The following is a 24,547-nucleotide window of genomic DNA, read 5'->3' on the forward strand; positions in this document are numbered from 1 at the left end:
CTCCTTGCTTTCTGCCCCGCCCCAGCCTCATAGCTGAGGCGGGGAGAAGGCGAGGACTAATCGCTAACCGATGGTTTCCTGAGTGATGTCGCTATCGCGAGCTGCCTTGTGCTCCTCGTGACCTGCGTCGACGAGGTGGCTGCTGCCCTCAGACTTGAAACCCTGCTTGAAGTCAGCAACTGCGGTCTTCAGCGCGGCAACGGTGTCATCCTCAAGCTTGCCGGAGGAAGCGATATCGGTCAGTACCGAGGTCTTGTGACGCAGGTACTCGATGAAGCCTTCCTCGAAGCGCAGCACGTCGGAAACCTCAATGTCGTCGAGGTGACCGGAGGTACCAGCCCAAATGGAGACAACCTGCTCTTCAACTGCGTACGGGGTGTACTGCGGCTGACGCAGCAGCTCGGTCAGGCGAGAACCGCGGGTCAGCTGTGCCTTGGTTGCGTCGTCCAGGTCGGATGCGAACATTGCGAACGCTTCCATAGCACGGTACTGTGCCAGCTCCAGCTTCAGGGTACCGGAGACCTTCTTCATAGCCTTGGTCTGTGCGGCACCACCAACACGGGAGACGGAGATACCGACGTCGACTGCCGGACGCTGGTTAGCGTTGAACAGGTCGGACTGCAGGAAGATCTGGCCGTCAGTAATGGAGATGACGTTGGTCGGAATGAAGGCGGAAACGTCGTTTGCCTTGGTCTCAATGATCGGGAAGCCGGTCATCGAGCCTGCGCCCAGGTCGTCGGAGAGCTTAGCGCAACGCTCCAGCAGGCGGGAGTGCAGGTAGAAGACGTCACCGGGGTATGCTTCACGTCCCGGCGGGCGGCGCAGCAGCAGGGACACAGCGCGGTATGCTTCTGCCTGCTTCGACAGGTCGTCGAAGATGATGAGGACGTGCTTGCCACCGTACATCCAGTGCTGGCCGATAGCCGAACCGGTGTAGGGTGCCAGGTACTTGAAGCCTGCTGCGTCGGATGCGGGAGATGCCACGATGGTGGTGTACTCCAGCGCGCCGCGAGTCTCAAGGGTGTGGCGGACAGCTGCAATGGTGGATGCCTTCTGGCCAACAGCCACGTAGATGCATCGAACCTGCTTGTTGGGGTCACCCGAAGCCCAGTTGTCCTTCTGGTTCAGAATGGTGTCGATCGCAATAGCGGTCTTACCGGTCTGGCGGTCACCAATGATCAGCTGACGCTGACCGCGACCAATCGGAATCATCGAGTCGATTGCCTTCAGACCGGTCTGCAGCGGCTCGTGAACCGACTTACGCTGGGTCACGCCGGGAGCCTGCAGCTCCAGTGCGCGGCGACCTTCAGCCTCAATGGGGCCCAGGTCATCGATCGGGTTACCGAGGGGGTCAACAACGCGACCGAGGTACGCGTCGCCAACGGGCACCGAGAGGACCTCACCGGTGCGGTGTACGACCTGGCCCTCTTCAATACCGGTGAAGTCGCCCAGGACAATCACACCAATATTGCGGGTATCCAGGTTCTGTGCGAGGCCGAGGGTGCCGTCTTCGAAACGAAGCAGCTCATTCGCCATAACCGAGGGAAGGCCCTCGACACGAGCGATACCGTCGGAGGCCGATACAACTCGACCCACCTCAACACGTTCTGCATTGCCGGGTTCGTAAGACGCTGCAAACTCGTTCAGCGCATTACGGACATCTTCGGCATTGATGGTCAGTTCGGCCATCTTGTGTCCCTGCTCTCTCATTGTGGTTGCGTTCCGTCAACGGAACCAACCGAAACTTGCAATTCGGGTTGAACGGGCGGGCAATGCCACTGCTTCTGCGAAGGAGGCATCTGCCACGCACCCGCTACCCGAGGTATCTTCTAAATCACCGTTGCGACGAACGGTTCAGCGTCGCTAGCTTGAGCCGCTAGCCGATGGAACGAGCCAGGTCGGACATGCGGGTTTCGACGGTACCGTCGATCACCTCGTCGCCCACCTGAACACGCAGACCGCCCAGAACGGCGGGGTCCACCGAAACGTCGAGCTTCAGCTCACGGCCGTACACGGCGTTGAGCGCGCGACCGAGACGTTCAAGCTGTGCCTGCGACAGCGCAATCGCGCTAGTTACTCGCGCAATGTAACGGTTCTGTCGCGTGACGATGATTTCTGCGAACTCATCGGCTACCCGTGCAGCGTGACGGCCGCGGGGGTTGGAGCCAACTCGTTCGAGCAGAAGCACACCTTCGGCGGTGGTGGCGGGGCCACCGAGCGCCACGGCGAGCTTCTTCTTTGCTTCTTTGCTTGCCTGATGGTCGGACAGCGCTTCCTGCGCCTGAGCGTTGGAATCAACGGTACGCACAAAGGTGAGTAGTTCGTTGAGTACCTCGTCCAGGGCGTCCACGCCACCGCGAGACTGAGCCGATGCGGTCACGGCGAGCACTGCTGCACGCTCCAGGGCATTCGCCAGATCAGCATCATCAGACCAGCGCTGAGCCACCGCACTGGTGAGCACAGCCATAGCCTGAGAAGAGATCTTGCCGCCGAAGACGGTGTTAGCGATACCCTGACGTGCTGCTGCATCACGCGAAGAATCGGTGACAGCACGGCGCAGGGTGCCGTTGTGGTCGAGAACATCAACCACAGCGAAAAGCTCGCTCGCCAGGTTCAGGGGCTGCAGGGAAGCGTGAGCTTCCAGCACCTCTTCCACCTTGCTCAGTGATTCAGTAGATACTCCTGCCATTACCGAGCCGCACCTGCGTTCTGCTTCTCGGTTTCAAGGTCAGCAAGAAAACGATCTACCACACGGGCCGATCGCTCATCATCGTTGAGGGCTTCGCCCACAATCTTGCCGGCAAGGGTCGTAGCAAGAGTGCCAACCTCGGAACGGAGGGACACTGCTGCTGCCGCACGCTCTGCCTCGATAGCCTTTGCTGCATTATCGCTAATGCGCTGAGCCTCAGCGGTTGCACGCTCGCGAGCATCGGCAATGATTGCCTCGCCCTCTGCGCGTGCCTCTTCACGAATCTTCTGAGCCTCCAGTCGAGCGCTTTCGAGCTGCTGGGTGTACTCATCGCGAGCCGCTGCAGCCTCTGCCTGTGCCTTCTCGGCCTTGGCAAGGCCACCTTCGATTGCTTCCTTACGGTCCTGGTAGATCTTCTCGAACGCCGGGACAACGTACTTAGCAACGATGTAGTAGAGGATCAGGAATCCGATGAGGGTAATGACAATTTCCCCGACGTCGGGAATCAGGGGGTTCGAAGTTGCCTCCGCTCCCCCTTCGCTTGCCAGATAAATCATGGAGGGAATCCTGTTCTATGGGATGGGTCGTTTAGGATGTGGCAGAGCCGGTTACTTGATGAAGACGAGAACCAGGCCCAGAATTGCCAGTGCCTCGACCAGTGCGAAGCCCAGGAACAGCATGGGCTGCAGGGTCTTCTGGGACTCGGGCTGACGAGCAACGCTGGTCATGTATGCCGCGAAGATCAGACCCACGCCGATGCCGCCGCCAATAGCTGCCAGACCGTAGCCAACCGCAGTGATGGAACCAACCATTATTTTTCCTTTCAACAGTGTTCGACCGGGAACATACCCGGACCGAACAGAGTTTGATTTGAGTTAATAGCCCGCACAGTGAACGTGTGGGTTGCTTTATTCACGCCCAATGACGAACGCGAAAACCTAAAAAACTAGAGAGTTTAGTGTCCCTCGGAAACCGAGCCCTGCAGGTACACAGCCAGCAGCAGAGCGAACACATAAGCCTGGATGCACTGAATCATGAATTCCAGGAAGTACAGGAACATGCCCAGAGCACCGGGAGCAATAGCGGCCAGGTAGCCGATGCCGCCCAGAGTCTCAACCATGTAGGTCACCATGCTGGATGCAACCATCAGCGCCAGGTGACCACCGAACATGGTCGCGAAGAGACGCAGTGCGTGAGTTGCGGGACGAATCAGCAGGTTCGAGAAGAACTCGATCGGGATCAGGATGGGGTAAATCCACACCGGCAGACCCGAAGGCATGGTGATGTCCTTGAAGAAGCCGCCCAGGCCCTTGCGCTTGATACCAACGCCAACCCAGGTCAGGTACGCTACGCCAGCCAGTGCGTAGGCGCTACCGGGGTGGGAAAAGGAGGGCAGCTGAACAAACGGAATCGAACCGAAGAGGTTGTTCACCAGAACGAAGAAGAAGGAGGCGAACAGGATCGGCACGAAAGGCTTGTAGTGCTGTACGCCCAAGGTTTCCTTACCGAGGGAGTTACGAGCAAACATGTAGCCAGACTCAGCGATGAACTGAGTCTTGCCGGGAACCATGGCGCGCTTACGTGCTGCGGTGAGGAAGAAGACCGCGATAATCACCACGGACAGCAGAATCAGTACGTTCTGCTTACCGAAAGCGAAATCACCAATGGTGAAGAAGGGGGGCAGATGCATGTCTTCGGGGGTCGGCGGCACATAGGCTTCCGCGAGGATCAACCCGTTCTCGATCAAAGCAAGTCCTTTCTTGCTACTAGTGGCTATCAAGAGCCCATGTCTGCCTCTAAGCGACTGACATGCTAACTACATGGATGAATGTGTGACCTAGCGGTCCGCGTTCAATGACCTAGCGGTCTTTATTCTGCCTGGTCATGTGGGTAAAGACGAGGGTCAAACCTCCGACAGCGCCAATCAAGACGCCAACCCACACCAGCCAGGTGGTAGAGAAGGCCAGGTCACCGAGGTAACCGATGCCTCCCCACACTGCTACACCGATGATCAGATAGAGAATCGACATGACTGCGCCGGAGAGACCTCCGTCAGATACCAATTCTCCGGTAGTGCGGAGCTTTTTATCTCCGTCCCACCATTTCTTCTCTTCGGCCAAACGTATTTCCTTTCAAACACCGATCGCGTTACCGACCATGGTCTTCTAGATCGGTGTCGAAGTATAGAATTCTCAGTCGTGCGATGCTGACTGTTTCAATAACAATCCACAGGATCACGCCGGTACATGCGCCCGCGAGAGTCCAACCGTGCCTCAGATTCTCGGGGAATGGCACGAACATCAATACCAGACCGAGTAGGGCAATCTTCACGAGGTAGCTCACCACCAGCGATTTGGGTACACCCCAGTCGAAAATGGGAGCAACCAACATAACTAATACGCCCAGAGTGAAGCATATATAGATTATCAGAAAGCCCAATGTTATTCCTAGCGCGCCCACAGGGCCCGCAAACAGGTACGCACTCATCATACCGCCCAACCAAGCCAGCAGAGAGTAAGCCGATACCCTGTAGAACAAAAATTTCCAGGAAAGCTCCTGGCTCTCGAAAGAAGAGGCCTTCAAACCTGCTTGAGCGCGCTCTCGGCGGCGTTTCTGCTGCCGCCTACGTTCCGCTGGCGGATACCACAGAACGTCCACCACGCGCCTCCAGAGAGGCTCAGCAGGAGCCTCGACCGAAGGTTTAGAGTGTTCAGAAGTCATTAGTGTTTCTCCCCACGGTTTCGATGAGAAGACGGCTGAATAGAGGAATGAGCAGCAGAGGAGCGAGCAGTAGAAGAGCCGTCTGCACGGTCTTTCACCGAATCCGGCATAATCGGCTCCGGATGCAACGAGGTCGGCTCCACATTCTCAGGAGTCGCCGGAACACCGGTTGCAGAAGTCAACGAACCAGTAGCAGGCTCCAAAACAGTCTTCTTCGCCTCAGGAGCTGTCGTCTCAGGATCCGAGGCAAAACGCTTCGACAAATCAATCGCAGAAGTAGGAGCCTCGCCGCCAAAGAGCTGCGGCATACGCAGATACACCACCAACACGGCAAGAGCCACCAGCACAACACCCACGGTCGCCACCACAGATCCCGCAGTGTACAGGTCAGAGGCAAACGCCAACAACACCCACACCAAAATGGTCGTACCCGTCACCACGGCGGTCGAACCGAGGTGGCTGAAACCAACATCCGTCAGACGCTGATACGTGTGAGTACGGTGCGGCTTATACCACTGCTCCCCCGCCATAAAACGACGGAACAGAGTAATACCAGCATCCGCAAGGTAGGTCACCAGCGGAGCAAAAGACAGTAGGAACGGAACATCCGCAAACCACGCACCCACAGCCATCGTGCCCAGCGCCGCACCCAAAACATAAGAACCCGCATCGCCCAAAAACACGTTCTTACCCGGGCGCACATTCCACGGCAGGAACGCCGCAAAAGCACCAGCAACAGCCACACCGGCCAACGCCAGCCACGGCAGGTTCACCATCCAGCCGGTCAGCGCATACGCCAAACCAGCCACCAGACCGTGAGCACCAGAAATGCCGTTAATGCCGTCCATAAAGTTCGCCACATTAATGTATCCGGCAATAAAAATCGCACCCAAAACCAGCAGCAGAATGTTCGTACCCTGCACCGTCGCAAAGCTTACGCTCACCAAAAGACCAATGACCAGTTGCAGGCCCGCACGACGCACAATGCTCACGCCGCGAATGTCCTCCAGCCAGCCCAGGGCAAGAGCGCACAAAATCGCCGCGGCAATCGTCACCGCCAGCTGCAAAGACTCAGAAGAACGGTACGTCCAGCCAAACACAGTAGCCGCCACAAACGCCAGCAAAGTCGCCGCAGCAGTCGCCAAACCCATACCGCGGTAGGTCGGAGCAGTATGCGAAGAACGCTCATTAGGAACATCCACCATATTGTTGCGGTGCAAAATCGGGCGCACCGCAAACGGCAAAAGGGCACCCAAAACAAAAGCAAGAGCAAAAATACTCAACAGCTCAGAAAAGGAGGTCATACCAGCTCCAAGGCATTGGCACCGTCGAAGCTGGAACCAAGCTCCAGAATCGCGGCTAAGGGACGATATGTGTGTAGTGTGTGTTTACTTCGTATTCTATAGAACTCTTCTGAAGCCCGGGGCTAAACGTTACAGAATCTCTCCATACGCTCCGCATATTCTGCGTCCTGAAATGTTCTACACCGAGAAAGGGAAAAACACCGGATGCCGCACCCGCCACGCAAGTGCAGCATCCGGTGTCATTTCCGTAAAGATTAGAACGTCTGTGCATCCGCCAGAGTACGCGGATCAGGGGCACGCTCCAGGCCATGACGCTCATAGCCGCTGTGCTCCCGATAGTTCTGAATCCAGCGCTCATAATCGAGCTCATCAGGGTCAAGCGCCGGGGCACTCGACCGGGAAATATACCGGTTCTCCTCGCTAGGTACCAGCTTCTCGGTACCACCGAAGAGAGTCTCATCCAGCTTCTCACCCTTGCGAAGACCAATCTCCTTGATCTCCACGTCATACCGCTCATACGCCTGGCGCATCGCCTTCGCAACGTCCAGAATCTTGACCGGCTGACCCATGTCCAGCACCATGACCTCGCCCGGGCGACCAATCGCACCGGCAAGCATCACCAGCAGGCAGGCATCGGTAATCAGCATAAAGTAACGGGTCGCGCGCTTATCCGTCAGAGTAATCGGACCACCCGAAAGAATCTGCTTCGTAAAGAGCGGCTTAATCGAACCGCGCGAACCAAACACATTACCGAAACGAACCGACACGTAGGTGTTGCCGGTCTTCTCACCAAAGTACGCGGTCAGACGCTCCGCCACACGCTTGGACTGGCCCAGCGCAGTCTTCGGGTCCGCAGCCTTATCGGTCGAAACGTTCACGAAGGTCTTCACGCCCACCGCCTCCGCGGCACGCAACACGTTCAGAGTGCCCAGGGCGTTCGTCTTCCACGCCTCCTGCGGGTACGCCTCCAGCGCCGACACATGCTTCAAAGCCGCAGCGTGGAAGACCACCTCGGGGCGACGGTCACGGAAAATCTCCAGCAGGTTATCGCCCTCACGAATATCAGCCAGAATAATGCGGTCATCATCCAGGCTCGACTCGTGAGTAATCGAAACCTTCGTCTCCATCAGCAGAGTCTCATCATGATCAAGCATCATGAGAGTCTCAGGCTCAAACTCGCTAATCTGACGGCACAGCTCAGAACCAATCGAACCGCCCGCACCCGTGACCAGCACACGCTTACCGTGCAGGTACGAACGCAGAATATCGCGGTCAATATCGTAGTTAATCTCGCCACGAATCACGCGCATCAGGTCGTTATCGCTCGCGGTAATCAGACGCTCACCCATCAGGCGAGCATTCGCACTACTAATACGCTGAACCTCAACCTTAAGCTTACGCATGCGGTTGCAGAAGGACTCGAAGTAATCCTCCGGCATATCCGAAATCGTCACCAGAATCTTACGGGTACCCGACTCGCGAATTATCTGCTCCAGCTCGCGGTACGTTGTAATCACCGAAATGCCGTGGAACTTCGTACCGGCCTTCAGCTGGTCATCGTCAAAGACAGCAACCGGGCGAAGCTTCGCGTCCTCATCATGCAGCATCGAATCCATGACCATGCCGCCAATAAAACCAGCACCGTACACAATCACCGGCTCACCGGTCAGCTCACGCACAGCACCGCGCTCAGTGTACACACGCTTCGCCATACGGGCACCAGCCATCATAATCAGGCTAAATGCCGCCGCAATCGCAGGCACACTATGCGGAATATGCGGCAGACCCAGCAGCTCATCCACAAAGGAGAACGCAGTCAACGCCGCGCCCGCACTCAAAGCAGCCGCACCGGCACGCCACGACTCGTCAAACGAACCGTACGAATACACGCCGTTATAAATCTTCACTCCCGCCAGGCCAATAGCCAGATGCAGCACCACAGCCAAAGTAGCGGTCATCGTCAACGACGCCGGGTGAATAATATCGAACACCGAGCCGTTACTGAGCAGCACACTATAGCGGAGCATGTACGCAAACAAAACCGCCAGCAACCACGCGCTCGAATCAATCAGAGCCTGCGCAATCAGCCACCACGGCTTACGCTCATACAGACGGTTCACCAGCATCGTGCCGGAGTCGCCCTCCGTCACCATCGTGCCGCGCTGAGCAGCCTTCTGCATCACCACATGGGCGTGAGGTTTCAACTGAGCCACTACATGCCTCCTTCAGATGCGGTACCAGAAGAACGAGAAGAAGCACGAGCCGTCAAAGACGACAACGCACGAAACGCCGAACGGCGCGCCTGCTCAGGAACAAAACGGTACACACTACGCACCGCCATGTTCTGAGCCCACTGAAGCTTAGAAATACCGTGACCGGTGTACAGTCGACGCTGAATCGCCACGTCCTGCAACCAGGCGTCCACTCCCCCGCGCTTCGTGTACGCGCCCGCACCCACGCGGTAACGCACCAGAGCCTCGGGGATATTACCCAGACGGTAGCCGGCATCGCGCAGACGCATCCACAGCCACCAATCCTCAGCGCCGGGCACATACTCATAACCGCCAAGCTGCTGCACGGCACTCTTCACGAACGCCACAGACGGGTGATAAATCGGGTTGCGCGAATCCATCGCGCTGAGCAGACGCGCAGAATCAACAATCGCCTCGCGGGTCGACTCCACCGCAGTATTGCTCTCATTCACCTCAAGCATGGCAGAGCCCAGCACCGTGTAGCCGCCCTGCACCAGGGCAGGAATCAGACGCGCAAAACGAGTCGGCTCAGACAGGTCATCAGAATCAGCACGAGCCACCAGCTCATAGGAACACGCCTGCAGACCGGCATTCAGCGCCTCCGCCAAACCAACATTCTGAGCCAACTCCACCACCTGAATCGGCGGGCAATCCAGATTCTCAGCGCGCTGAACCCAACGGTCCACCACGGCATCCAGCTCGGGGGTCAGCGGGCCGTCCTTCACCAAAACCAGCTCAGAAGGACGCACCGTCTGGTTCAGCAGATTCGACTCCAGCGCCTGATCCAAATAGGCGGGATTCTCCTTCGCGTACACGCTCATCAGCACCGAAAAATCGGGTACAGAACTCACGCAACCGCGCGCCTTCTCAGCCTCAACGGCGTTAGCACTAGCCGGCACGCCGTAGCGGCCGGGGAAAGTCAGCGGGTAAATACCCTCAAGCACCTGAGCATTCGGGCGAGGCGCACGCAAACCATCACGCACACCATTGAGGAAATACCCCAGGTAGGTGCGGCGGTCATCAGTACGCAGGACAGTAGAAATCCACAAACGCGCCGACGAGCCACCATAGAGCAGCTTCTCCAGCGGATTCAGGGTACGCGAACGGGTAAAGACCCACAGCTTATTACGCACATCGTTATAGAAACGCGGACCCGGGTCAGCGTTCGTCGTACCGAAAGTCTTCGTGTGGTGCTTAGCCACCGAGGAAGGCACCGCAATACCGTCACGGTGATGAATCAGACGAGTCGAAAACTCGAAGTCATCATTCCAAATGAAGAACTCAGCAATCGGCAAACCACCATTACGGCGAATCGCCTGCGCATCCATCAGAATTGACACGAACGAGGCGCTACGAATCGGGCGGGCACCCACAGCCTGCGCACGAGCATGACGCTGCTCCCCCGCCGCAAACATGGTGCGCGGAGTATTCATCGGGTGGTCCTCGCCGTTCGTCCACACCACGCGAGATGCCACCACCGCGGGGCGGTGCGAAGGCACCTGCGAATAGTTCAGCCAGGCGGCAACCGCCTCCGACAGGGTGTTCTCGGTCGGCTCGGTGTCATCATCCATCACCCATACCAGGTCCGGGTTATGGCATTCCAGCGCGCGGTCAATACCCACCGCGAAACCGCCAGCGCCGCCCATATTGCTCTCCAGGCGGATGCAATCCACCGGCAGCTCATAGTCCAGGGCGCGCAGATACTCGGCGGTACCGTCCGTGGAGGCATTATCAACAATCACCACCGCCGCAGGCACGCGCTCACCCGACGCGATACCAGCGAGGGTCTTCGGCAGCAGGTCCTCACGGTTATAGGTCACCACCACGGCGACCGTGCGGGGATACTCGTTCAAAGAATCGCAAGAAGAAGACTGTTCGGAAGAAGGCTGTTCTGAAGAAAGCTGGGCAAAAGCGGTCACGTCGCTGTACTTTTCTGCCATAAGTTCTCCCTCCGCGGCGCGATGCGCCTGAATCAGCCGGTACGCGATACACCCATACCGTGCCGGGCGCTTCTGGTGTTTCTCGCGCCCTCGGTACTCAACCGTGTGGATATATCACTCAAAGAAAACATTTTACCCGCGGTCTCCACTAGAGAGTGAACCATCACCCCAAAAGACGCGCTATATGACAAATAAACAACCGAATTCAGTTGATTTATCCGCATATCGGACGTACCCGCACACCCACTTTTGGGTATCCCTCAAGCTATCAGCTTCACAGCCTGTGTTTGCGCTGTGCACCCCGTGCGAAAAAACGACCAGAGACCGAATAAAACCCCACAAATTCCCCATAAACTGTTCAAATATGGGAAAGTTGAAATGACCCCATTTTTCCCCGCAACGTACGCGGGCTCGTGAGAGGTAAAAGAGATGTCCGAATCCAAGTGGAAAGTCATTGGCGCCAGCGGCTTCGTTGGTTCCTCCATCGTCGCGCGTCTGAATGCAGAAGGTATCAGCGTCGACCCCATTGAGGCACCTCGACTCGCAACTCGCGCCCTCGACGTAGACAGCATCATCGACGAAGCAGACCAGCTTGAAGGCATCATCGACTCCCTCGCAGAAGCCTTCGCAGGCGCGCAGGTCGTCGTCAACGCAGCGGGCCTCGCAGCACCCAACATGCAGGATCTGCCCCCGCTCGTCGGCGCAAACGCCCTGCTTCCCGCCGTAATCGCCATCGCCGCGCAGCGCACCGGCGTGCGCCGCGTCATCCACCTCTCCTCCGCAGCGGTACAGGGCCCGCGCCTCGTGCTGGATGATTCCGAAGAGACCAACCCGTTCAGCGCCTACTCCTTCTCCAAGGCGCTCGGCGAAGAAGCACTGCTCGACCTGCAGGACTACTTCCTCGAAGAGCACCCCGACTGCGCACCCGAACTGTGCATCCTACGCGCAACCAGCGTGCAGGGCCGCGGCCGACGCACCACCGAACTCTTCGCCAAGATGGCGTCCTCCCCCTTCGCCTCCGTTGCGGGTGCAGGCACCGGCAAGTCCCCGGTCTCCAGCGTGCACGCCCTCGCAGAATTCGTGGTCATGCTCGGCACCTTCCCCGGCGAGCTGCCCACCATCGTGCTACAGCCCTGGGAAGGGGCAACCGTCGCCTCCGCAACGCTGGATGCAGGCCGCCGCAAACCGCTGCACCTGCCCGAATGGCTCTGCCGTGTAGCCGTCAAAGCGGGCTACACCGTCTCCGAGCTGATGAACGACAAGTTCGCAGGTTCCGTGCGCAAGGTCGAGGTCATGTGGTTCGGCCAGGGCATCGACGACTCCTGGGCACGCGAAAACGGCCTTCTGCCCACCCCGCGCGTACGTGAAGTACTGCGCAACGCCCACACCGCGCTGGGCAAGAAGAAGGACCGCCGCTTCGACAAGAACTAGGTGGTGCAGAACTAGGTAGCGCGCGTGCTCTCCTAGAGGTGCACAGCCTGAGGCACGTAGCCTAGGGGCTTGCTGACTGAGGCGCAGAACCTAGAGACTCATAACGAAAGGGAACCCCCGATATATCTGAACGATATATCGGGGGTTCCCTATACGTTTTTATGCTCGAGATTTTATACTCCGAGCTTTTACGCTCCGGGCTCTATAACGCGCAGAGGTTTAGAGGTGATCCTCCGGGGCGTCCTTCTGCTCAGTCTTTGCCTCAGACTCAGTTGCAACAGCCTCGGTCTCAGCCGCCTCAGCCTTAGCAACATCAGTCTTAGCGTCTTCAGCCTTAGCTTCTGCCGGCTTAGCCTCGCTCTGAGCGGGGGCACTCTTAGCGGCAGTCTCAATCTTCGACTCGCCGAAGACCAGCGCACGCGCGGTATCAGCAGGAACCGGCAGAGTCTGCGGCTCATCCGCACGAACCGGCTTCGGGGTGTTGTCACGGTAGCCGCGCGCACGTTCCTGATCCACGCTGGTGCTGAAAGCAGAAGACAGAGCCGAACCAGCGCCCAGCAGGGACGCAGCGACGGAACCGGCAGCCGGTGCCGAAGCGCGACGAGCAGGCTCACCGCTCACAGTATGGGTGCTGTCCCACTGCTCGTACGCCTCATCCAGGTCAGCCTGATCGTCCAGGGCACGCTCAGAAGGAGTCGACTCAGACGACGCGGAAGAAGCAGACTCAGCTTCCTCAACCTTACGAGCCGCCTGCTCGTCAGCCTCCGCACGAGTCAGGATAGTCGGAACAACCTCGCGCAGCTCCTCCACCGAAATCGCGCCCTCACGAACCACCACGTAGGGGAAGGAGGTGCAATCCAGAATCGTGGACGGTGCCGGCTCACGCTCAGTCACCACAACCACGCCGTCCTCATTCGGCTCAGACTCAAACGGCTTAGGACGAGCGCCACCGTCAATGATCACGGCAACGTCCTCGCCCAGGGACTCCATGGCGGTCTGCGCATCCAGTGCGGCTTCCTGACCGGTCTTATTCGCGCTCGAAACCGCCAGCGGACCGTGCTCAGTCAGCAGCTTCAGGGCGAACTCATCATCGGGGACACGCACGGCAACGGTACCGCGGGTCTCACCCAAATCCCAGCTCAGCGACGGGTACGCGTGAAGAATGATAGTCAGCGCGCCGGGCCAGAAGCGACCACCCAGGTCGTAAATATCGTCCGGAACGTCGTCGACCACGCCAGCGAGCGCAGCAAGATCAAAGATCAGCACGGGCGGCGGCATGGTGCGGTCGCGGCCCTTATCTGCCAGCAGCTTGGCAACGCCCTGATGCGAGAAAGCATCGGCGGCAATACCGTAGACGGTATCGGTGGGCATCACAATCGTGTCGTGCGCCTTCAGCGCCTCGCGGGCAGCCTCGATGGCCTCGCGGGTCTCAGTTTCAGTCGTTACGGGGTACAGCTTTGCAGTCACGGGTCTTATTCTCTCATGTTTTTCTGGATGCGGCGAGACACCGGCACCCACAACGCGCCATGTGGAAGCGCTCTTCCGGGGGTTCGCCATATTTCACCGGCTCTGGGCTGGTTACTGAGGCGGACGCGTTGCCTTCACGCAGCCCGGCACGGGCTAAGTGATGCATTTACTAGTCTAAAGGCTCTAGTGGGCGCGGTTTATAACCGACGCTATGACGCGGACGATTATTCAGGTCACGCACCGGGTAGCAACCCTCGAAGCCGATGCGTGCCAGCAACTCGGCGACGGCTTCTTCCTGGGTGTCGTCGTGCTCCATGATGAACAGACCGCCGGGGGCAAGAAGTTCGAAGGCGCGGGCGGCAATCGCGGAGGGCATCTGCATGCCGTCCTCTCCCCCACCGTACAGCGCCAAGTCCGGGTCGTGCAGGGCGGCTTCCGGGTCGGCGGGTACGTTCGCCGGCGGAATGTACGGAGGGTTCGAGAGCACCGCATCAAAGGTTCCGGCAAGCTCGGGCAGGGCGGTGAGAGCGTCCCCCTGAACCAGGTGCACGCCAAGCGGCTCCAGGTTTTTACGGGTGTAGGGGATGGCGTCTTCGGAGAGTTCCACCGCGAACACCTGGGCGTTCGGCAGTTCGCTCTTGATTACCGCGGCGATAGCCCCGGAGCCGGTGCACAGGTCGACGATGCGCAGCGCACCGGTTGCCGAAGCGGTACCGGTTGCCGAATCAGTGCCGCTTGCTGATTTGGTGCGTGTGCTCAGCACTTTGAGGGCTTCTTCGACGAGTAGCTCGGTCTCGGGGCGGGGTACGAACACGCCCGGCCCGACTGACAGCTCTAGGTGGTAGAAGGGAGCGGAGCCGGTGATGTGTTGCAGCGGTTCGCGGCTGGCACGGCGGGCGACCAGCGCCTCGTACTCTGCGACCTGTTCGGGGGTGAGCCGCTCCCCCATGAGCGCGGCGTGCTGGAGGCGCGAGCGTGAGCCGTCGTAGAGCAGGTGCGCGGCGAGTAGCTCGGCGTCGACGCGGGGGCTGGGCACCTGCGCCAGTGCCGCGGTGGCGCGCGTGAGTACCTGCGCGAGTTCTTCCCCGCGCGGGTCGTGCACATTCACCTTCATGAGCTCTCCTCCTCGTCTCTCAACGACTCAAAACCTGTCACAGCATATGGCTGAGGGGCTCCACCGCCGTAGCGGCGAGCCCCTCACCAACATCTCACGTCGATTCAGCGAATCGGCAAGAGCAAATACAGAACTACTTCTGTACAGAGCTACTTCTGCTCCTGGCCCACCTGAGCGAGGCGGTGCGCCTCGTCCATCTCAATAGCGGACTGAACCACAGGCTCCAGGTCACCATTGAGCACAGCGTCCAGGTTGTACGCCTTGTAGCCGGTACGGTGATCCGCAATGCGGTTCTCCGGGAAGTTGTACGTACGGATACGCTCCGAACGGTCCATGGTACGCACCTGCGAAGCACGGTGCGCCGCGTTCTCAGCATCAATCTGCTCCTGCTGGTGAGCCAACAGGCGCGCACGCAGAACGCGCATCGCAGCTTCACGGTTCTGCAGCTGAGACTTCTCATTCTGCATCGCCACCACAATACCGGTCGGAAGGTGAGTAATACGCACCGCCGAGTCAGTGGTGTTCACCGACTGACCACCGGGGCCCGAAGAACGGTACACGTCGATCTTCAGGTCATTCTGGTTAATCTCGATTTCTTCCGGCTCATCCACTTCGGGGAACACCAGAACACCAGCAGCAGAAGTGTGGATACGGCCCTGAGACTCAGTCGCCGGAACACGCTGCACACGGTGCACGCCACCCTCATACTTCAGGTGCGCCCACACGCCCTCAGCAGGCTCATTCGAGGAGCCCTTAATGGCAATCTGGGCGTCCTTGTAGCCGCCAACGTCGGTGCTGGTCGAAGAAATAATCTCAGTCTTCCAGCCCTTGTTCTCGGCGTAACGCATGTACATGCGCAGCAGGTCACCAGCGAACAGAGCCGCCTCGTCACCACCGGCACCAGCCTTCACCTCAAGAATGACGTTACGGCCATCATCCGGGTCACGCGGAATCAGCAGGCGGCGCAGCTTCTCCTGAGCAACCTCCAGCTCCTCCTCCAGACCGGGAATCTCTGCCGCGAAATCCGGATCCTCATCAGCCATCTCGCGAGCAGCCTCAAGGTCATCCTTCAGCGAAGTGTACTTGTTGTACGCAGTCACAATACCGGTCAGCTCCGCGTAACGGCGGCCCACGCGGCGTGCCTTACCCTGGTTCGCCTGCACAGCGGGGTCGGCCAGCTGATTCTGCAGGTCAGCGTGCTCATCCAGCAGAACCTGAATAGATTCAAACATTCTGTTCTCTCTTCCATCTCCCGCACTTTACGCCGCACGGGCAGGCACTAGACATCTCACACCCCTCACAACGGGGATGCACAAAACGAACGGCTCACGCGCCCCACCCACGTTCAGGAGGTGGGGCGCGTGAGACACGAGCCTTAGTCGACCAGACGCAGACCGTTCTTCTGAACCGTCAGAAGGAACTCCACGTTGCTTTCAGTCTTACGCAGCTGGTTAGTCAGAACACCCAGAGCCTGCTCGGGCTCCATACCCGCCAGGGCACGGCGCAGACCCCACATAATCTTGATCTCATCCGGGGAGAGCAGGTTCTCCTCACGGCGAGTACCAGAAGCGTTAATATCAACCGCCGGGAAGATACGCTTATCCGCCAGCTGACGGGACAGGCGCAGCTCCATGTTACCGGTGCCCTTGAACTCTTCGAAGATCACTTCATCCATCTTCGAGCCGGTCTCAACCAGGGCGGTAGCCAGGATGGTCAGCGAGCCACCCTCTTCAATGTTGCGGGCTGCACCGAAGAACTTCTTCGGCGGGTACAGTGCGGCAGAATCCACACCACCGGACAAGATACGACCGGATGCGGGAGCCGCCAGGTTGTATGCGCGGCCCAGGCGGGTCATGGAGTCCAGCAGCACGACCACATCGTAGCCGAGCTCCACCATACGCTTCGCACGCTCAATCGCCAGCTCAGCCACAGTGGTGTGATCCTCAGCGGGGCGGTCGAAGGTCGAGGCAATAACCTCACCCTTGACGGTGCGCTGCATATCGGTCACTTCTTCAGGACGCTCATCCACCAGGACCATCATCAGGTACACGTCCGGGTTGTTCACGGTAATCGCGTTCGCAATGGACTGCAGCATGAGGGTCTTACCCGCCTTCGGCGGGGACACAATCAGACCACGCTGACCCTTACCAATCGGGGACACCAGGTCCACCACGCGGGTACCCAGCTTCTTCGGGGTGGTCTCCAGGCGCAGACGCTCCTTGGGGTACAGCGGAGTCAGCTTCGAGAAGACGCGGCGGTTCGCTGCTTCCTCAACGCTCTGACCGTTAATCGCCTCAACCTGAACCAGCGCGTTGAAACGCTGGCGGTTGTTCGACTCACCCTCGCGCGGCACGCGAATCGCGCCGAGCACGTGGTCGCCCTTACGCAGGTTGTACTTCTTCACCTGAGCCAGGGAGACGTACACGTCGTTGGTGCCGGGCAGGTAGCCGGTGGTACGCACGAAAGCGTAGTTATCGAGAATGTCCAGAACACCCGAAATCGGCGCCAGCACATCGTCTTCGCTCAGGCGAGGCTCGTTCTCCTCGCGGCGGCGAGCCTGCTTCTCAGCACGCTCAGCCTGACGGTCACGCTTGGAACGGCGCTCAGTACGCTCGGCACGCTCTGCGCGTTCTGCACGCTCAGCAGCCTTACGCTCGGCACGTTCACTACGCTCAGTGCTGCGCTCTGCACGCTCAGCCTGACGCTCACGCTTAGTGCGACGCTCAGTACGCTCACGAGTGCGGGTACGCTTGGAGCTCTTCTCACCGTCGGGGGTGCCAAAAGTCATGTCCAGGGCAGCATTCAGGCTGTCCAGGCTCGCGGTGCCGTCAGCGGTAGCAGCCTTCAGCTCAGCCGAGTTACCGGGCAGTTCAATCTGCTCCGAACGCTCGCCGATACGCTCAGCAGCCAGCTCAGCGCGCACATCCAGCGGAGGAAGCTCAACGGGCTTCTCGTCCTTACGGGTGCGGGTGCGGCGGGTACGCTTCTCCGGCTTCTCGGTCTGCTCAGTCTTCTCGGACTTCTCAGCCGATGCGTCCTCACCCTCAGCGGCACGGCGAGCGCGCGCACGCTTCTGAGCGGGAGTCTCGTAACGGGAAGAGCGGGTACGCTTCTCAGACTTTTCAGCCTTCTCAGCGCCCTCAGCGGGGGCTTCAGCAGCCTCAGCTTCGGTCTTCTCAGCCTTCGCCTCGGCATCCTTCTGGGCGTGAGTGCGGCGGGTACGGCGAGGCTTAGACTCTTCAGTCTTCTCAGCGCCCTCAGCGGGGGCTTCAGCAGCCTCAGCGGGCGCTTCAGACTTAGATGCTTCAGACTTAGGCTTTTCAGACTTGGGCGCAACAGGAGCGGCTACGGCGCCACCACGCTGATGCTCCTCAAGAGCCTGAACCAGCTCAGCCTTCTTCAACTTCAGATAGCCGCGGATACCAAGCTGCTGGGCGAGGACACGCAGCTGCGCGACCTTCAAGTTTGCAAGTTCCGGTGCGGCAGCTGCCGTACCGTACTCATCGGTGACAACAATATTCTTTGCCAACTACAATTCCTTTGGTTATAAGCCCTGAAAAATCTTCAGAATAAAGATCGGGCGGGCGCTATAGCGCGGTCAAAGGTTTAGACACTGCCGAAAGAAAACAGCAGTCTGCACCTTCGACTCCCTCGAACCGCACTGGAGGCGATTCGCGTCTCTTACCGTACACGCTGATTCAGACACAGCGAGCACACACGGAAGATAAGGCGCTCTATCACAAATGTGGGCAAGCCCAAACCATCATCTATACAAACCATCTACGCGAGATGAAGAGGATGGATTGGTCACTTTGAAAGGGCACCCGCCGCGAAACCGAACCTCCAGAAAAGTCTTCCCCTATGCGTCAGAAATAAAGAAAGACGTGAATCCCAAAGGCACTCCCCCGAACCTTGCCGGCTCCCGCCCAGATACAAAAGCATCTGAGGTATTAGGGGAAACGGAAATACGTTACGAAGGATAGTATCGACGGTCTACATTGAACGACGGGCGAACCTCAACGTAGGACGAACTAATAACGTCCTACTGAGTAACTATAACACCTTCAGTATCAATTTCAAGGGGAAGAACCCGCCAGTTCAAGCGGCGATCCACAATAGCGCTACACGGGTGGGTCGCCTCAAACTCGGCAATCGCTTCCTGGACCTGTCGCACCTGCTCATCGCCGTGCGCAAAGGTCAAAACGGTCGGGCCAGCGCCAGAAATCACCGCAGCAAAACCCTGACTGCGCAGGTACGCAACCAGCACAGCGGACGGCTCCATGGCGGTCACACGGTAACCCTGATGCAGGTAGTCCACGGTCGCATCCATCAGATGCTCGGGAGCATCAGAGAGAGTACGCACCAGCAGCGCCGCACGAGCAGAATTTGCGGCCGCCTCAGCGTGGGGAATCTGCGAAGGAATCAGTGAACGGGCAAGCTTCGTCGACACCTCATAATCGGGCACAGCTACCACGGGGTGAACGTCAGGATGCACCGGAATAATCAGGGACTTCCAGTTGCCCATCTCGCCCCAGGACACCGACAAGTTGCCGTAAATCGCCGGAGCCACGTTATCCGGGTGGCCCTCCATATCGGAGGCGACCTGCAACATCTGTTCACGGCTCAGACGGTGCTCTTCCGGCAGCAGACCGCTCGCCGCAGCCACACCCGCCACAATAGCCGACGCCGAAGAACCCATACCGCGAGAATGCGGAATCTTATTATCAGCAATCAGCTTCACCGGCGGCAGTTCATCCAAACCAGCCGCCGCAAAACCAGCCTTCATCGCCTGCAACACCAGGTGGCTCTCATCGCGAGGAACATCCGCGCTACCCTCACCGCTGAGCTCAAACTCCAGGCCGGACTCAATACGCTCAACAACCAGCTCATCATAGAAGCCAAGACCCAAACCCATGCTGTCATAGCCGGGACCCAGGTTAGCGCTCGTAGCGGGAACGCGAACCTTAACGGACGCGCCCACCGGAATATCAGAAATATGCAGGGAAGACATGAGAAGAACCTCGCGATCGGTGACGTAATGAGTGAATAGGTGAAAGATACAAAAAGGGGCTGTCATGCAGGTGCACCCCGCCCCGCAAACACGGGACGGAGTGCACAACGTAGTACGAATAGGCTAGTGCAAATCGAGAATCTCTGCCACAGCAACCACGTCGAAGGGAGCCTTAGTCGGCTCAACCTTCACACCGTTAACAGCCTCAAGAGCCCACTGCGGGTCCTTCAGACCGTGACCGGTCACGGTAATTACGATGGTCTTACCCTCGGGAGCTTCACCTGCGCGGTGCTTCTTCAGCAGACCCGCAACGCCAGCAGCCGAAGCCGGCTCCACGAAGACACCCTCGCGGGCAGACAGCCAGCGGTGCGCCTCCAGAATCTCCTCATCGGTGACAGCCTCAATCACGCCGCCAGACTCGTCACGAGCAGCTTCAGCCTTCTCCCACGACGCGGGGTTACCGATACGGATCGCGGTTGCAATGGTCTCAGGAGCCTCAATCGGGTGACCAGCAACGATCGGTGCAGCACCAGCAGCCTGGAAACCCCACATGATCGGACGCTTGGTCGCAACCGGCTCCAGAACCTTACCGTCACGGTTGGTGTAAGGCTCCGAGTACTCCTTGTAGCCCTTCCAGTACGCGGTAATGTTACCCGCGTTGCCAACCGGCAGCAGGTGGTAATCGGGAGCGTCACCCAGGGTGTCAACAACCTCGAAGGAGCCGGTCTTCTGGCCCTCAATACGGTAGGGGTTGACCGAGTTCACCAGGAACACCGGGTAGTTCTCGCTGAGCTTGCGAGCAATCTCCAGGCAGTTATCGAAGTTGCCGTCAATCTGAATGATGTCAGCACCGTGAGCAATCGCCTGAGACAGCTTACCCATGGAAATCTTGCCGTCCGGAACCAGCACTGCACAGCGCATACCAGCCTGCAGAGCATACGCAGCAGCCGAAGCGGAAGTGTTACCGGTCGAAGCACACACAACAGCCTTCGCACCGTCACGCTTAGCGGCGGTCATCGCGCTGGTCATACCGCGGTCCTTGAACGAACCGGTCGGGTTCATACCCTCAAACTTCAGGTAAACGGTGTTACCGGTCTCAGCAGACAGTGCCGGCGCGTGAATCAGCGGGGTACCACCCTCGCCCAGGGTCACTGCCTTCACATCGTCCGCGAAAGGCAGACGGTCACGGTACTCATTGATAACGCCCTGCCACACGTGTGCCATTGGCTTCTCCTTCAATCTTGGCGCCCCGCCTGCCGGACCTTCCATAGGTTCGACGCGGTAGCGGGGACGCGGGTTCGTTCGTGAGCGATGCTTCTACACGCGAGCATCGCACGTTTAGTAAGCGGCGCGTGCCGCACGACGCTTTCGCGCCCAGTAATTCTCAGCGCTTAGTGCTTCTCAGACTCCACGCGGATGACCGAGTTCACCTCACGCACAGTGTCCAGAGCATCAATCACAGCAATCGCACGGCGCAAATCGGAATCCTTCGCCGAATGCGTGACCATACGAATCTGAGCCGCACCCTCCTTCGGGGCGGACTGACGCAGAGAATCAATAGAAATACCGTGCTCAGTCAGGATGCGGGTAATGTTCGCCAGAACGCCCAGGCGATCCTCCGCCACAACACCCACCGAGTAGCGAGACACCACGTTATCCAGGCTGGTTGCGTGCAGCTGCGCGTGAGAAGTCTCCGGAACACCGGGACCACCCAGCACCAGACGACGAGCCAGGGACACGAAGTCACCCAGAACAGCCGAAGCAGTCGGAGCGCCACCCGCGCCGGGACCGTAGAACATCAGCTCGCCAGCGTTCTCCGCCTCAACAAACACAGCGTTGAACGCACCGTGCACGCCCGCCAGCGGGTGCTGACGAGGAATCAGGGTCGGGTTCACGCGAATGTTCGCGCCGTTCTCACCCTCGCGCTCGCAAATAGCCAGCAGCTTGATGACGTAACCATCAGCATCCGCGGCAGCAACATCATCGGCGGTGATGGAGGTAATGCCCTCGGTGTGCACATCATCAATAGTGAAAGTCGAGTGGAACGCCAGCGAAGCAACAATCGCTGCCTTCGACGCGGCATCGTGGCCCTCAACGTCAGCAGTCGGGTCAGCCTCCGCGTAGCCGAGCTTCTGAGCCTCAGCCAGTGCATCCGCGAAGGATGCGCCGGTGGTGTCCATCTGGTCAAGAATGTAGTTGGTGGTGCCGTTCATGATGCCCAGAACGCGGGTCACGCGGTCACCAGCCAGGGAGTCACGCAGGGGGCGCAGAATCGGGATAGCACCCGCAACAGCAGCCTCGTAGGAAAGCTGAGCGCCAGACTCATCAGCGGCAGCCTGCAGCTCCACACCGTGCTTAGCCAGCAGCGCCTTGTTACCGGAGACTACAGACTTACCCGCCTTCAGAGCACGCAGAATGCGAGTGCGAGCCGGCTCAATACCGCCGGTCAGCTCGATAACCACATCCGCTGCATCAATGAGAGCGTCAGCGTCGGTGGTGTACAGCGAGGGATCCGCATTCCAGTGGCGGGATGCATTAGTATCGCGCACAGCAATACCGATCAACTCCACGGGCGCGCCAATGCGCTTTTCAAGGACGGCGTTATCCTCCACCAGGATGCGAGCAGCCTGGGAACCGACATTACCGGCACCAAGCAGTGCTACTTTGATCTTTTCAGCCACGATAGTCTCTTTCTACGGTCTGTTCCGGGTTCGCCCCGGTATCTCTTCGGGCTAAGGCACGGATACGGCGCAGAGCACGCACCCAACAACCACTTTATCAAGAGGCGGCGACGGGGCTGCAGCCTCAAGGTGCGACTTTTACTCTCTGAGATGAGGTATCCCTCACAGTTATGAGGTGAACCTTATCTTCTGCAAAGTTTTGAACGCACAAAACCGTGAAGACCCCGCCCGCAACCGCCGCTTCACGGCGCACGTTGCAGAGACGGGAACTTCACGGTTCTGGGGTTCTCAGGTTTTGAGGGCCTGGGATTCTCAGGCTCTGGGGTTCTGAGCTAAGGACTCTAGATATCCGAACCCATATCCAGCGCCAACATATCATCCTCACGCTGACGGCGAATCATCACGCGCGAAGGCTGCCCCTGCGCGGTCGCAATCACCGGCGGGCGAGTCAAGAAGTTATAGTTCGACCCCAGCACATAGCAGTACGCGCCGGTCGCCGGAACCGCCAGAATATCGCCAGCCTGCAGGTCAGCAGGCAGGTAGCAGTAGCGAACCACCACATCGCCGGACTCGCAGTGCTTACCCACCACGCGAGAGAGCACCTGCTCCCCCGCCGGGGCACGATTCGCCAGGGTCACCGAATAATCCGATTCGTACAGCACCGGGCGGGCGTTATCGCTCATACCGCCGTCCACCGAAACGTAGCGGCGCACGCGAATCTCACCGTTCTCATCCTCAATGCTCACGTTCTTGATGGTGCCCACCGTGTACAGGGTCGCACCCGAAGGACCAGAAATGGAACGGCCCGGCTCAAAAGACATGTGCGGAATCGCCATGCCCAGGCGCTCGCAGGTCGCCGCCACGGATGCGGCAATCGACTCGGTCACCTCGGTAATGGAACGGGGGTGATCCGCCTCGGTGTAGCCGATGCCGTAGCCGCCGCCCAGATCCAGCTCCGGCAAGGTCACACCCAGGTCGCGGTTGAGGCGGTTCATGAACTCCAGGGCGGTAGTCGCCGCCTGTTCGAAGCCCTCCGCCTCAAAAATCTGCGAACCAATATGGCAGTGAATACCGCGGAAATCCAGGGAATCGGTCGCATTCAGAATCACGGCAGCCAGCGCCGCGTAAGAATCGGTTGCCTCAACACCCCAGTGCTCCATCTCTGCCTCTTCCAGACCGGCGAGCGCGGCGGTGCCGGGCTGCAGGGACATGCCGAACTTCTGATCCTCGTGCGCGGTCGCAATGGACTCGTGAGTCGAAGCATGCACGCCGGGGGTGATGCGAATCAGCACCGGAACCGGGGCGTAAGGTTCCTCGCCCTCAGCTGCACGCTCGGCGGCAAGCTCTGCGTACACGTCCTCAATGAGCTTGAGCTCATCCACCGAATCAACCACTACGCGGCCCAGGCCGTTACGGATCGCGCGGGCAATCTCAGCCTCCGACTTGTTGTTACCGTGCAGGGCGATGTTCGCACCCGGCACCTGCGCGCGCAGAGCCAACGCCAACTCACCACCGGAGGCGGTATCCAGGCACAGCCCCTCCTCGGTCGCCCAACGCGCCACCGCAGTGGACAGAAACGACTTACCGGCGTAGTAGACGCTCACCTTCGCACCGTGCGCCGCGAAAGCCTGCTCAAAAGCAGTGCGGTAGGCGCGGGCGCGGGCACGGAAAGTCGTCTCAGAGAAAACGTACTGCGGGGTTTCGTGCTCAGCGACCAGGTCGCTGACGGTCACGCCATCAATACATAGCTCGCCCTGCTCATTGCGGGTGAAGGAGTCAGTCCAGATGGTGCGGGACAGGGCCTCGGGGTGCTCGGGGTAGGTGAGCCATTCGGGGGCGTAGAGGGCGCGGGCTTCGCTCATCGTGTCTCTTTCTTAGCTATCTTTGCCGGCATACGCTCAACCCCCGCCCCGGTAGCACCGGGTCGGGGGTTGAAA

General features: G+C 59.1%; 19 protein-coding genes. 1 reads left to right on the forward strand and 18 read right to left on the reverse strand.

Annotated elements, in window-relative coordinates; all coding sequences use genetic code 11:
• Positions 1-63 precede the first annotated feature (63 nt).
• The 10 genes from atpA to ACP3RB_RS05040 form a co-directional block, all read right to left on the reverse strand.
• The gene (gene atpA / locus ACP3RB_RS04995; RefSeq protein ID WP_060823639.1) at positions 64-1,689 is read right to left on the reverse strand and encodes a F0F1 ATP synthase subunit alpha; all 1,626 of its coding nucleotides are present in this window, start codon (positions 1,687-1,689) and stop codon (positions 64-66) included.
• A gap of 187 nt (positions 1,690-1,876) precedes the next feature.
• On the reverse strand, positions 1,877-2,689 hold the full coding sequence (locus ACP3RB_RS05000) for a F0F1 ATP synthase subunit delta (protein WP_049340656.1): 813 nt from the start codon (positions 2,687-2,689) through the stop codon (positions 1,877-1,879).
• Complete coding sequence (locus ACP3RB_RS05005; RefSeq protein WP_049326923.1) at positions 2,689-3,246, reverse strand: F0F1 ATP synthase subunit B; 558 nt, start codon at positions 3,244-3,246, stop codon at positions 2,689-2,691. Before ACP3RB_RS05005 ends, ACP3RB_RS05000 begins: the two co-directional genes overlap by 1 nt.
• 51 nt (positions 3,247-3,297) lie before the next feature.
• Positions 3,298-3,501 (reverse strand): ATP synthase F0 subunit C, encoded by a 204-nt coding sequence (gene atpE / locus ACP3RB_RS05010; RefSeq protein ID WP_005506461.1) that lies wholly within the window; start codon positions 3,499-3,501, stop codon positions 3,298-3,300.
• A gap of 143 nt (positions 3,502-3,644) precedes the next feature.
• Positions 3,645-4,436 carry a F0F1 ATP synthase subunit A gene (gene atpB, locus ACP3RB_RS05015; protein WP_005507804.1) on the reverse strand — a complete coding sequence of 264 codons (792 nt, stop codon included), beginning with the start codon at positions 4,434-4,436 and terminating at the stop codon, positions 3,645-3,647.
• A gap of 112 nt (positions 4,437-4,548) precedes the next feature.
• Entirely contained in the window at positions 4,549-4,809 is a 261-nt protein-coding gene (locus ACP3RB_RS05020) for a hypothetical protein (protein WP_303979107.1), read from the reverse strand.
• Between the two features lie 28 nt (positions 4,810-4,837).
• Complete coding sequence (locus ACP3RB_RS05025; protein ID WP_426698689.1) at positions 4,838-5,410, reverse strand: hypothetical protein; 573 nt, start codon at positions 5,408-5,410, stop codon at positions 4,838-4,840.
• Complete coding sequence (locus ACP3RB_RS05030; RefSeq protein WP_426698690.1) at positions 5,410-6,714, reverse strand: MraY family glycosyltransferase; 1,305 nt, start codon at positions 6,712-6,714, stop codon at positions 5,410-5,412. The genes ACP3RB_RS05025 and ACP3RB_RS05030 overlap by 1 nt, the downstream gene beginning before the upstream one ends.
• 254 nt (positions 6,715-6,968) lie before the next feature.
• Entirely contained in the window at positions 6,969-8,927 is a 1,959-nt protein-coding gene (locus ACP3RB_RS05035; protein WP_426698691.1) for a polysaccharide biosynthesis protein, read from the reverse strand.
• Complete coding sequence (locus ACP3RB_RS05040; RefSeq protein WP_426698692.1) at positions 8,927-10,906, reverse strand: glycosyltransferase family 2 protein; 1,980 nt, start codon at positions 10,904-10,906, stop codon at positions 8,927-8,929. Before ACP3RB_RS05040 ends, ACP3RB_RS05035 begins: the two co-directional genes overlap by 1 nt.
• Before the next feature lie 429 nt (positions 10,907-11,335).
• Here ACP3RB_RS05040 and ACP3RB_RS05045 point away from each other — a divergent pair, with 429 nt between their 5' ends.
• Entirely contained in the window at positions 11,336-12,337 is a 1,002-nt protein-coding gene (locus ACP3RB_RS05045; protein WP_426698693.1) for an NAD-dependent epimerase/dehydratase family protein, read from the forward strand.
• 219 nt (positions 12,338-12,556) lie between these two features.
• Here the strand turns inward: ACP3RB_RS05045 and ACP3RB_RS05050 are convergent, their stop codons facing one another.
• The 8 genes from ACP3RB_RS05050 to lysA form a co-directional block, all read right to left on the reverse strand.
• Positions 12,557-13,804, reverse strand: coding sequence for an L-threonylcarbamoyladenylate synthase (locus tag ACP3RB_RS05050; RefSeq protein ID WP_426698694.1), 1,248 nt, complete (start codon positions 13,802-13,804; stop codon positions 12,557-12,559).
• 169 nt (positions 13,805-13,973) lie between these two features.
• The gene (prmC, locus tag ACP3RB_RS05055) at positions 13,974-14,918 is read right to left on the reverse strand and encodes a peptide chain release factor N(5)-glutamine methyltransferase (RefSeq protein WP_426698695.1); all 945 of its coding nucleotides are present in this window, start codon (positions 14,916-14,918) and stop codon (positions 13,974-13,976) included.
• 149 nt (positions 14,919-15,067) lie between these two features.
• On the reverse strand, positions 15,068-16,150 hold the full coding sequence (prfA, locus tag ACP3RB_RS05060) for a peptide chain release factor 1 (RefSeq protein WP_049337341.1): 1,083 nt from the start codon (positions 16,148-16,150) through the stop codon (positions 15,068-15,070).
• 143 nt (positions 16,151-16,293) lie between these two features.
• Positions 16,294-18,447 (reverse strand): transcription termination factor Rho, encoded by a 2,154-nt coding sequence (rho, locus tag ACP3RB_RS05065; protein WP_426698696.1) that lies wholly within the window; start codon positions 18,445-18,447, stop codon positions 16,294-16,296.
• A 513-nt stretch (positions 18,448-18,960) separates the two neighbouring features.
• Positions 18,961-19,929 (reverse strand): homoserine kinase, encoded by a 969-nt coding sequence (gene thrB, locus ACP3RB_RS05070; RefSeq protein WP_426698697.1) that lies wholly within the window; start codon positions 19,927-19,929, stop codon positions 18,961-18,963.
• Between the two features lie 123 nt (positions 19,930-20,052).
• A complete protein-coding gene (gene thrC, locus ACP3RB_RS05075) occupies positions 20,053-21,153 on the reverse strand; it encodes a threonine synthase (protein ID WP_311452540.1) in 1,101 nt (366 codons plus the stop codon).
• 167 nt (positions 21,154-21,320) lie between these two features.
• Complete coding sequence (locus tag ACP3RB_RS05080) at positions 21,321-22,610, reverse strand: homoserine dehydrogenase (protein ID WP_311448813.1); 1,290 nt, start codon at positions 22,608-22,610, stop codon at positions 21,321-21,323.
• A gap of 341 nt (positions 22,611-22,951) precedes the next feature.
• Complete coding sequence (gene lysA, locus ACP3RB_RS05085) at positions 22,952-24,472, reverse strand: diaminopimelate decarboxylase (RefSeq protein ID WP_426698698.1); 1,521 nt, start codon at positions 24,470-24,472, stop codon at positions 22,952-22,954.
• Between the last annotated feature and the right edge of the window lie 75 nt (positions 24,473-24,547).

Source organism: Rothia mucilaginosa, from assembly GCF_049990865.1.
Lineage (GTDB): Bacteria > Actinomycetota > Actinomycetes > Actinomycetales > Micrococcaceae > Rothia > Rothia mucilaginosa_I.

Excerpts from the sequence above, each read along its gene's own strand:
- ACP3RB_RS05040 (WP_426698692.1), bottom strand. The coding sequence starts at position 10,906 with ATGGCAGAAAAGTACAGCGACGTGACCGCTTTTGCCCAGCTTTCTTCA.
- ACP3RB_RS05005 (WP_049326923.1), bottom strand. The coding sequence starts at position 3,246 with ATGATTTATCTGGCAAGCGAAGGGGGAGCGGAGGCAACTTCGAACCCC.
- ACP3RB_RS05025 (WP_426698689.1), bottom strand. The coding sequence starts at position 5,410 with ATGACTTCTGAACACTCTAAACCTTCGGTCGAGGCTCCTGCTGAGCCT.
- thrB (WP_426698697.1), bottom strand. The coding sequence starts at position 19,929 with ATGTCTTCCCTGCATATTTCTGATATTCCGGTGGGCGCGTCCGTTAAG.
- thrC (WP_311452540.1), bottom strand. The coding sequence starts at position 21,153 with ATGGCACACGTGTGGCAGGGCGTTATCAATGAGTACCGTGACCGTCTG.
- prfA (WP_049337341.1), bottom strand. The coding sequence starts at position 16,150 with ATGTTTGAATCTATTCAGGTTCTGCTGGATGAGCACGCTGACCTGCAG.
- ACP3RB_RS05000 (WP_049340656.1), bottom strand. The coding sequence starts at position 2,689 with ATGGCAGGAGTATCTACTGAATCACTGAGCAAGGTGGAAGAGGTGCTG.
- ACP3RB_RS05045 (WP_426698693.1), top strand. The coding sequence starts at position 11,336 with ATGTCCGAATCCAAGTGGAAAGTCATTGGCGCCAGCGGCTTCGTTGGT.
- atpE (WP_005506461.1), bottom strand. The coding sequence starts at position 3,501 with ATGGTTGGTTCCATCACTGCGGTTGGCTACGGTCTGGCAGCTATTGGC.
- atpA (WP_060823639.1), bottom strand. The coding sequence starts at position 1,689 with ATGGCCGAACTGACCATCAATGCCGAAGATGTCCGTAATGCGCTGAAC.
- prmC (WP_426698695.1), bottom strand. The coding sequence starts at position 14,918 with ATGAAGGTGAATGTGCACGACCCGCGCGGGGAAGAACTCGCGCAGGTA.
- ACP3RB_RS05030 (WP_426698690.1), bottom strand. The coding sequence starts at position 6,714 with ATGACCTCCTTTTCTGAGCTGTTGAGTATTTTTGCTCTTGCTTTTGTT.
- lysA (WP_426698698.1), bottom strand. The coding sequence starts at position 24,472 with ATGAGCGAAGCCCGCGCCCTCTACGCCCCCGAATGGCTCACCTACCCC.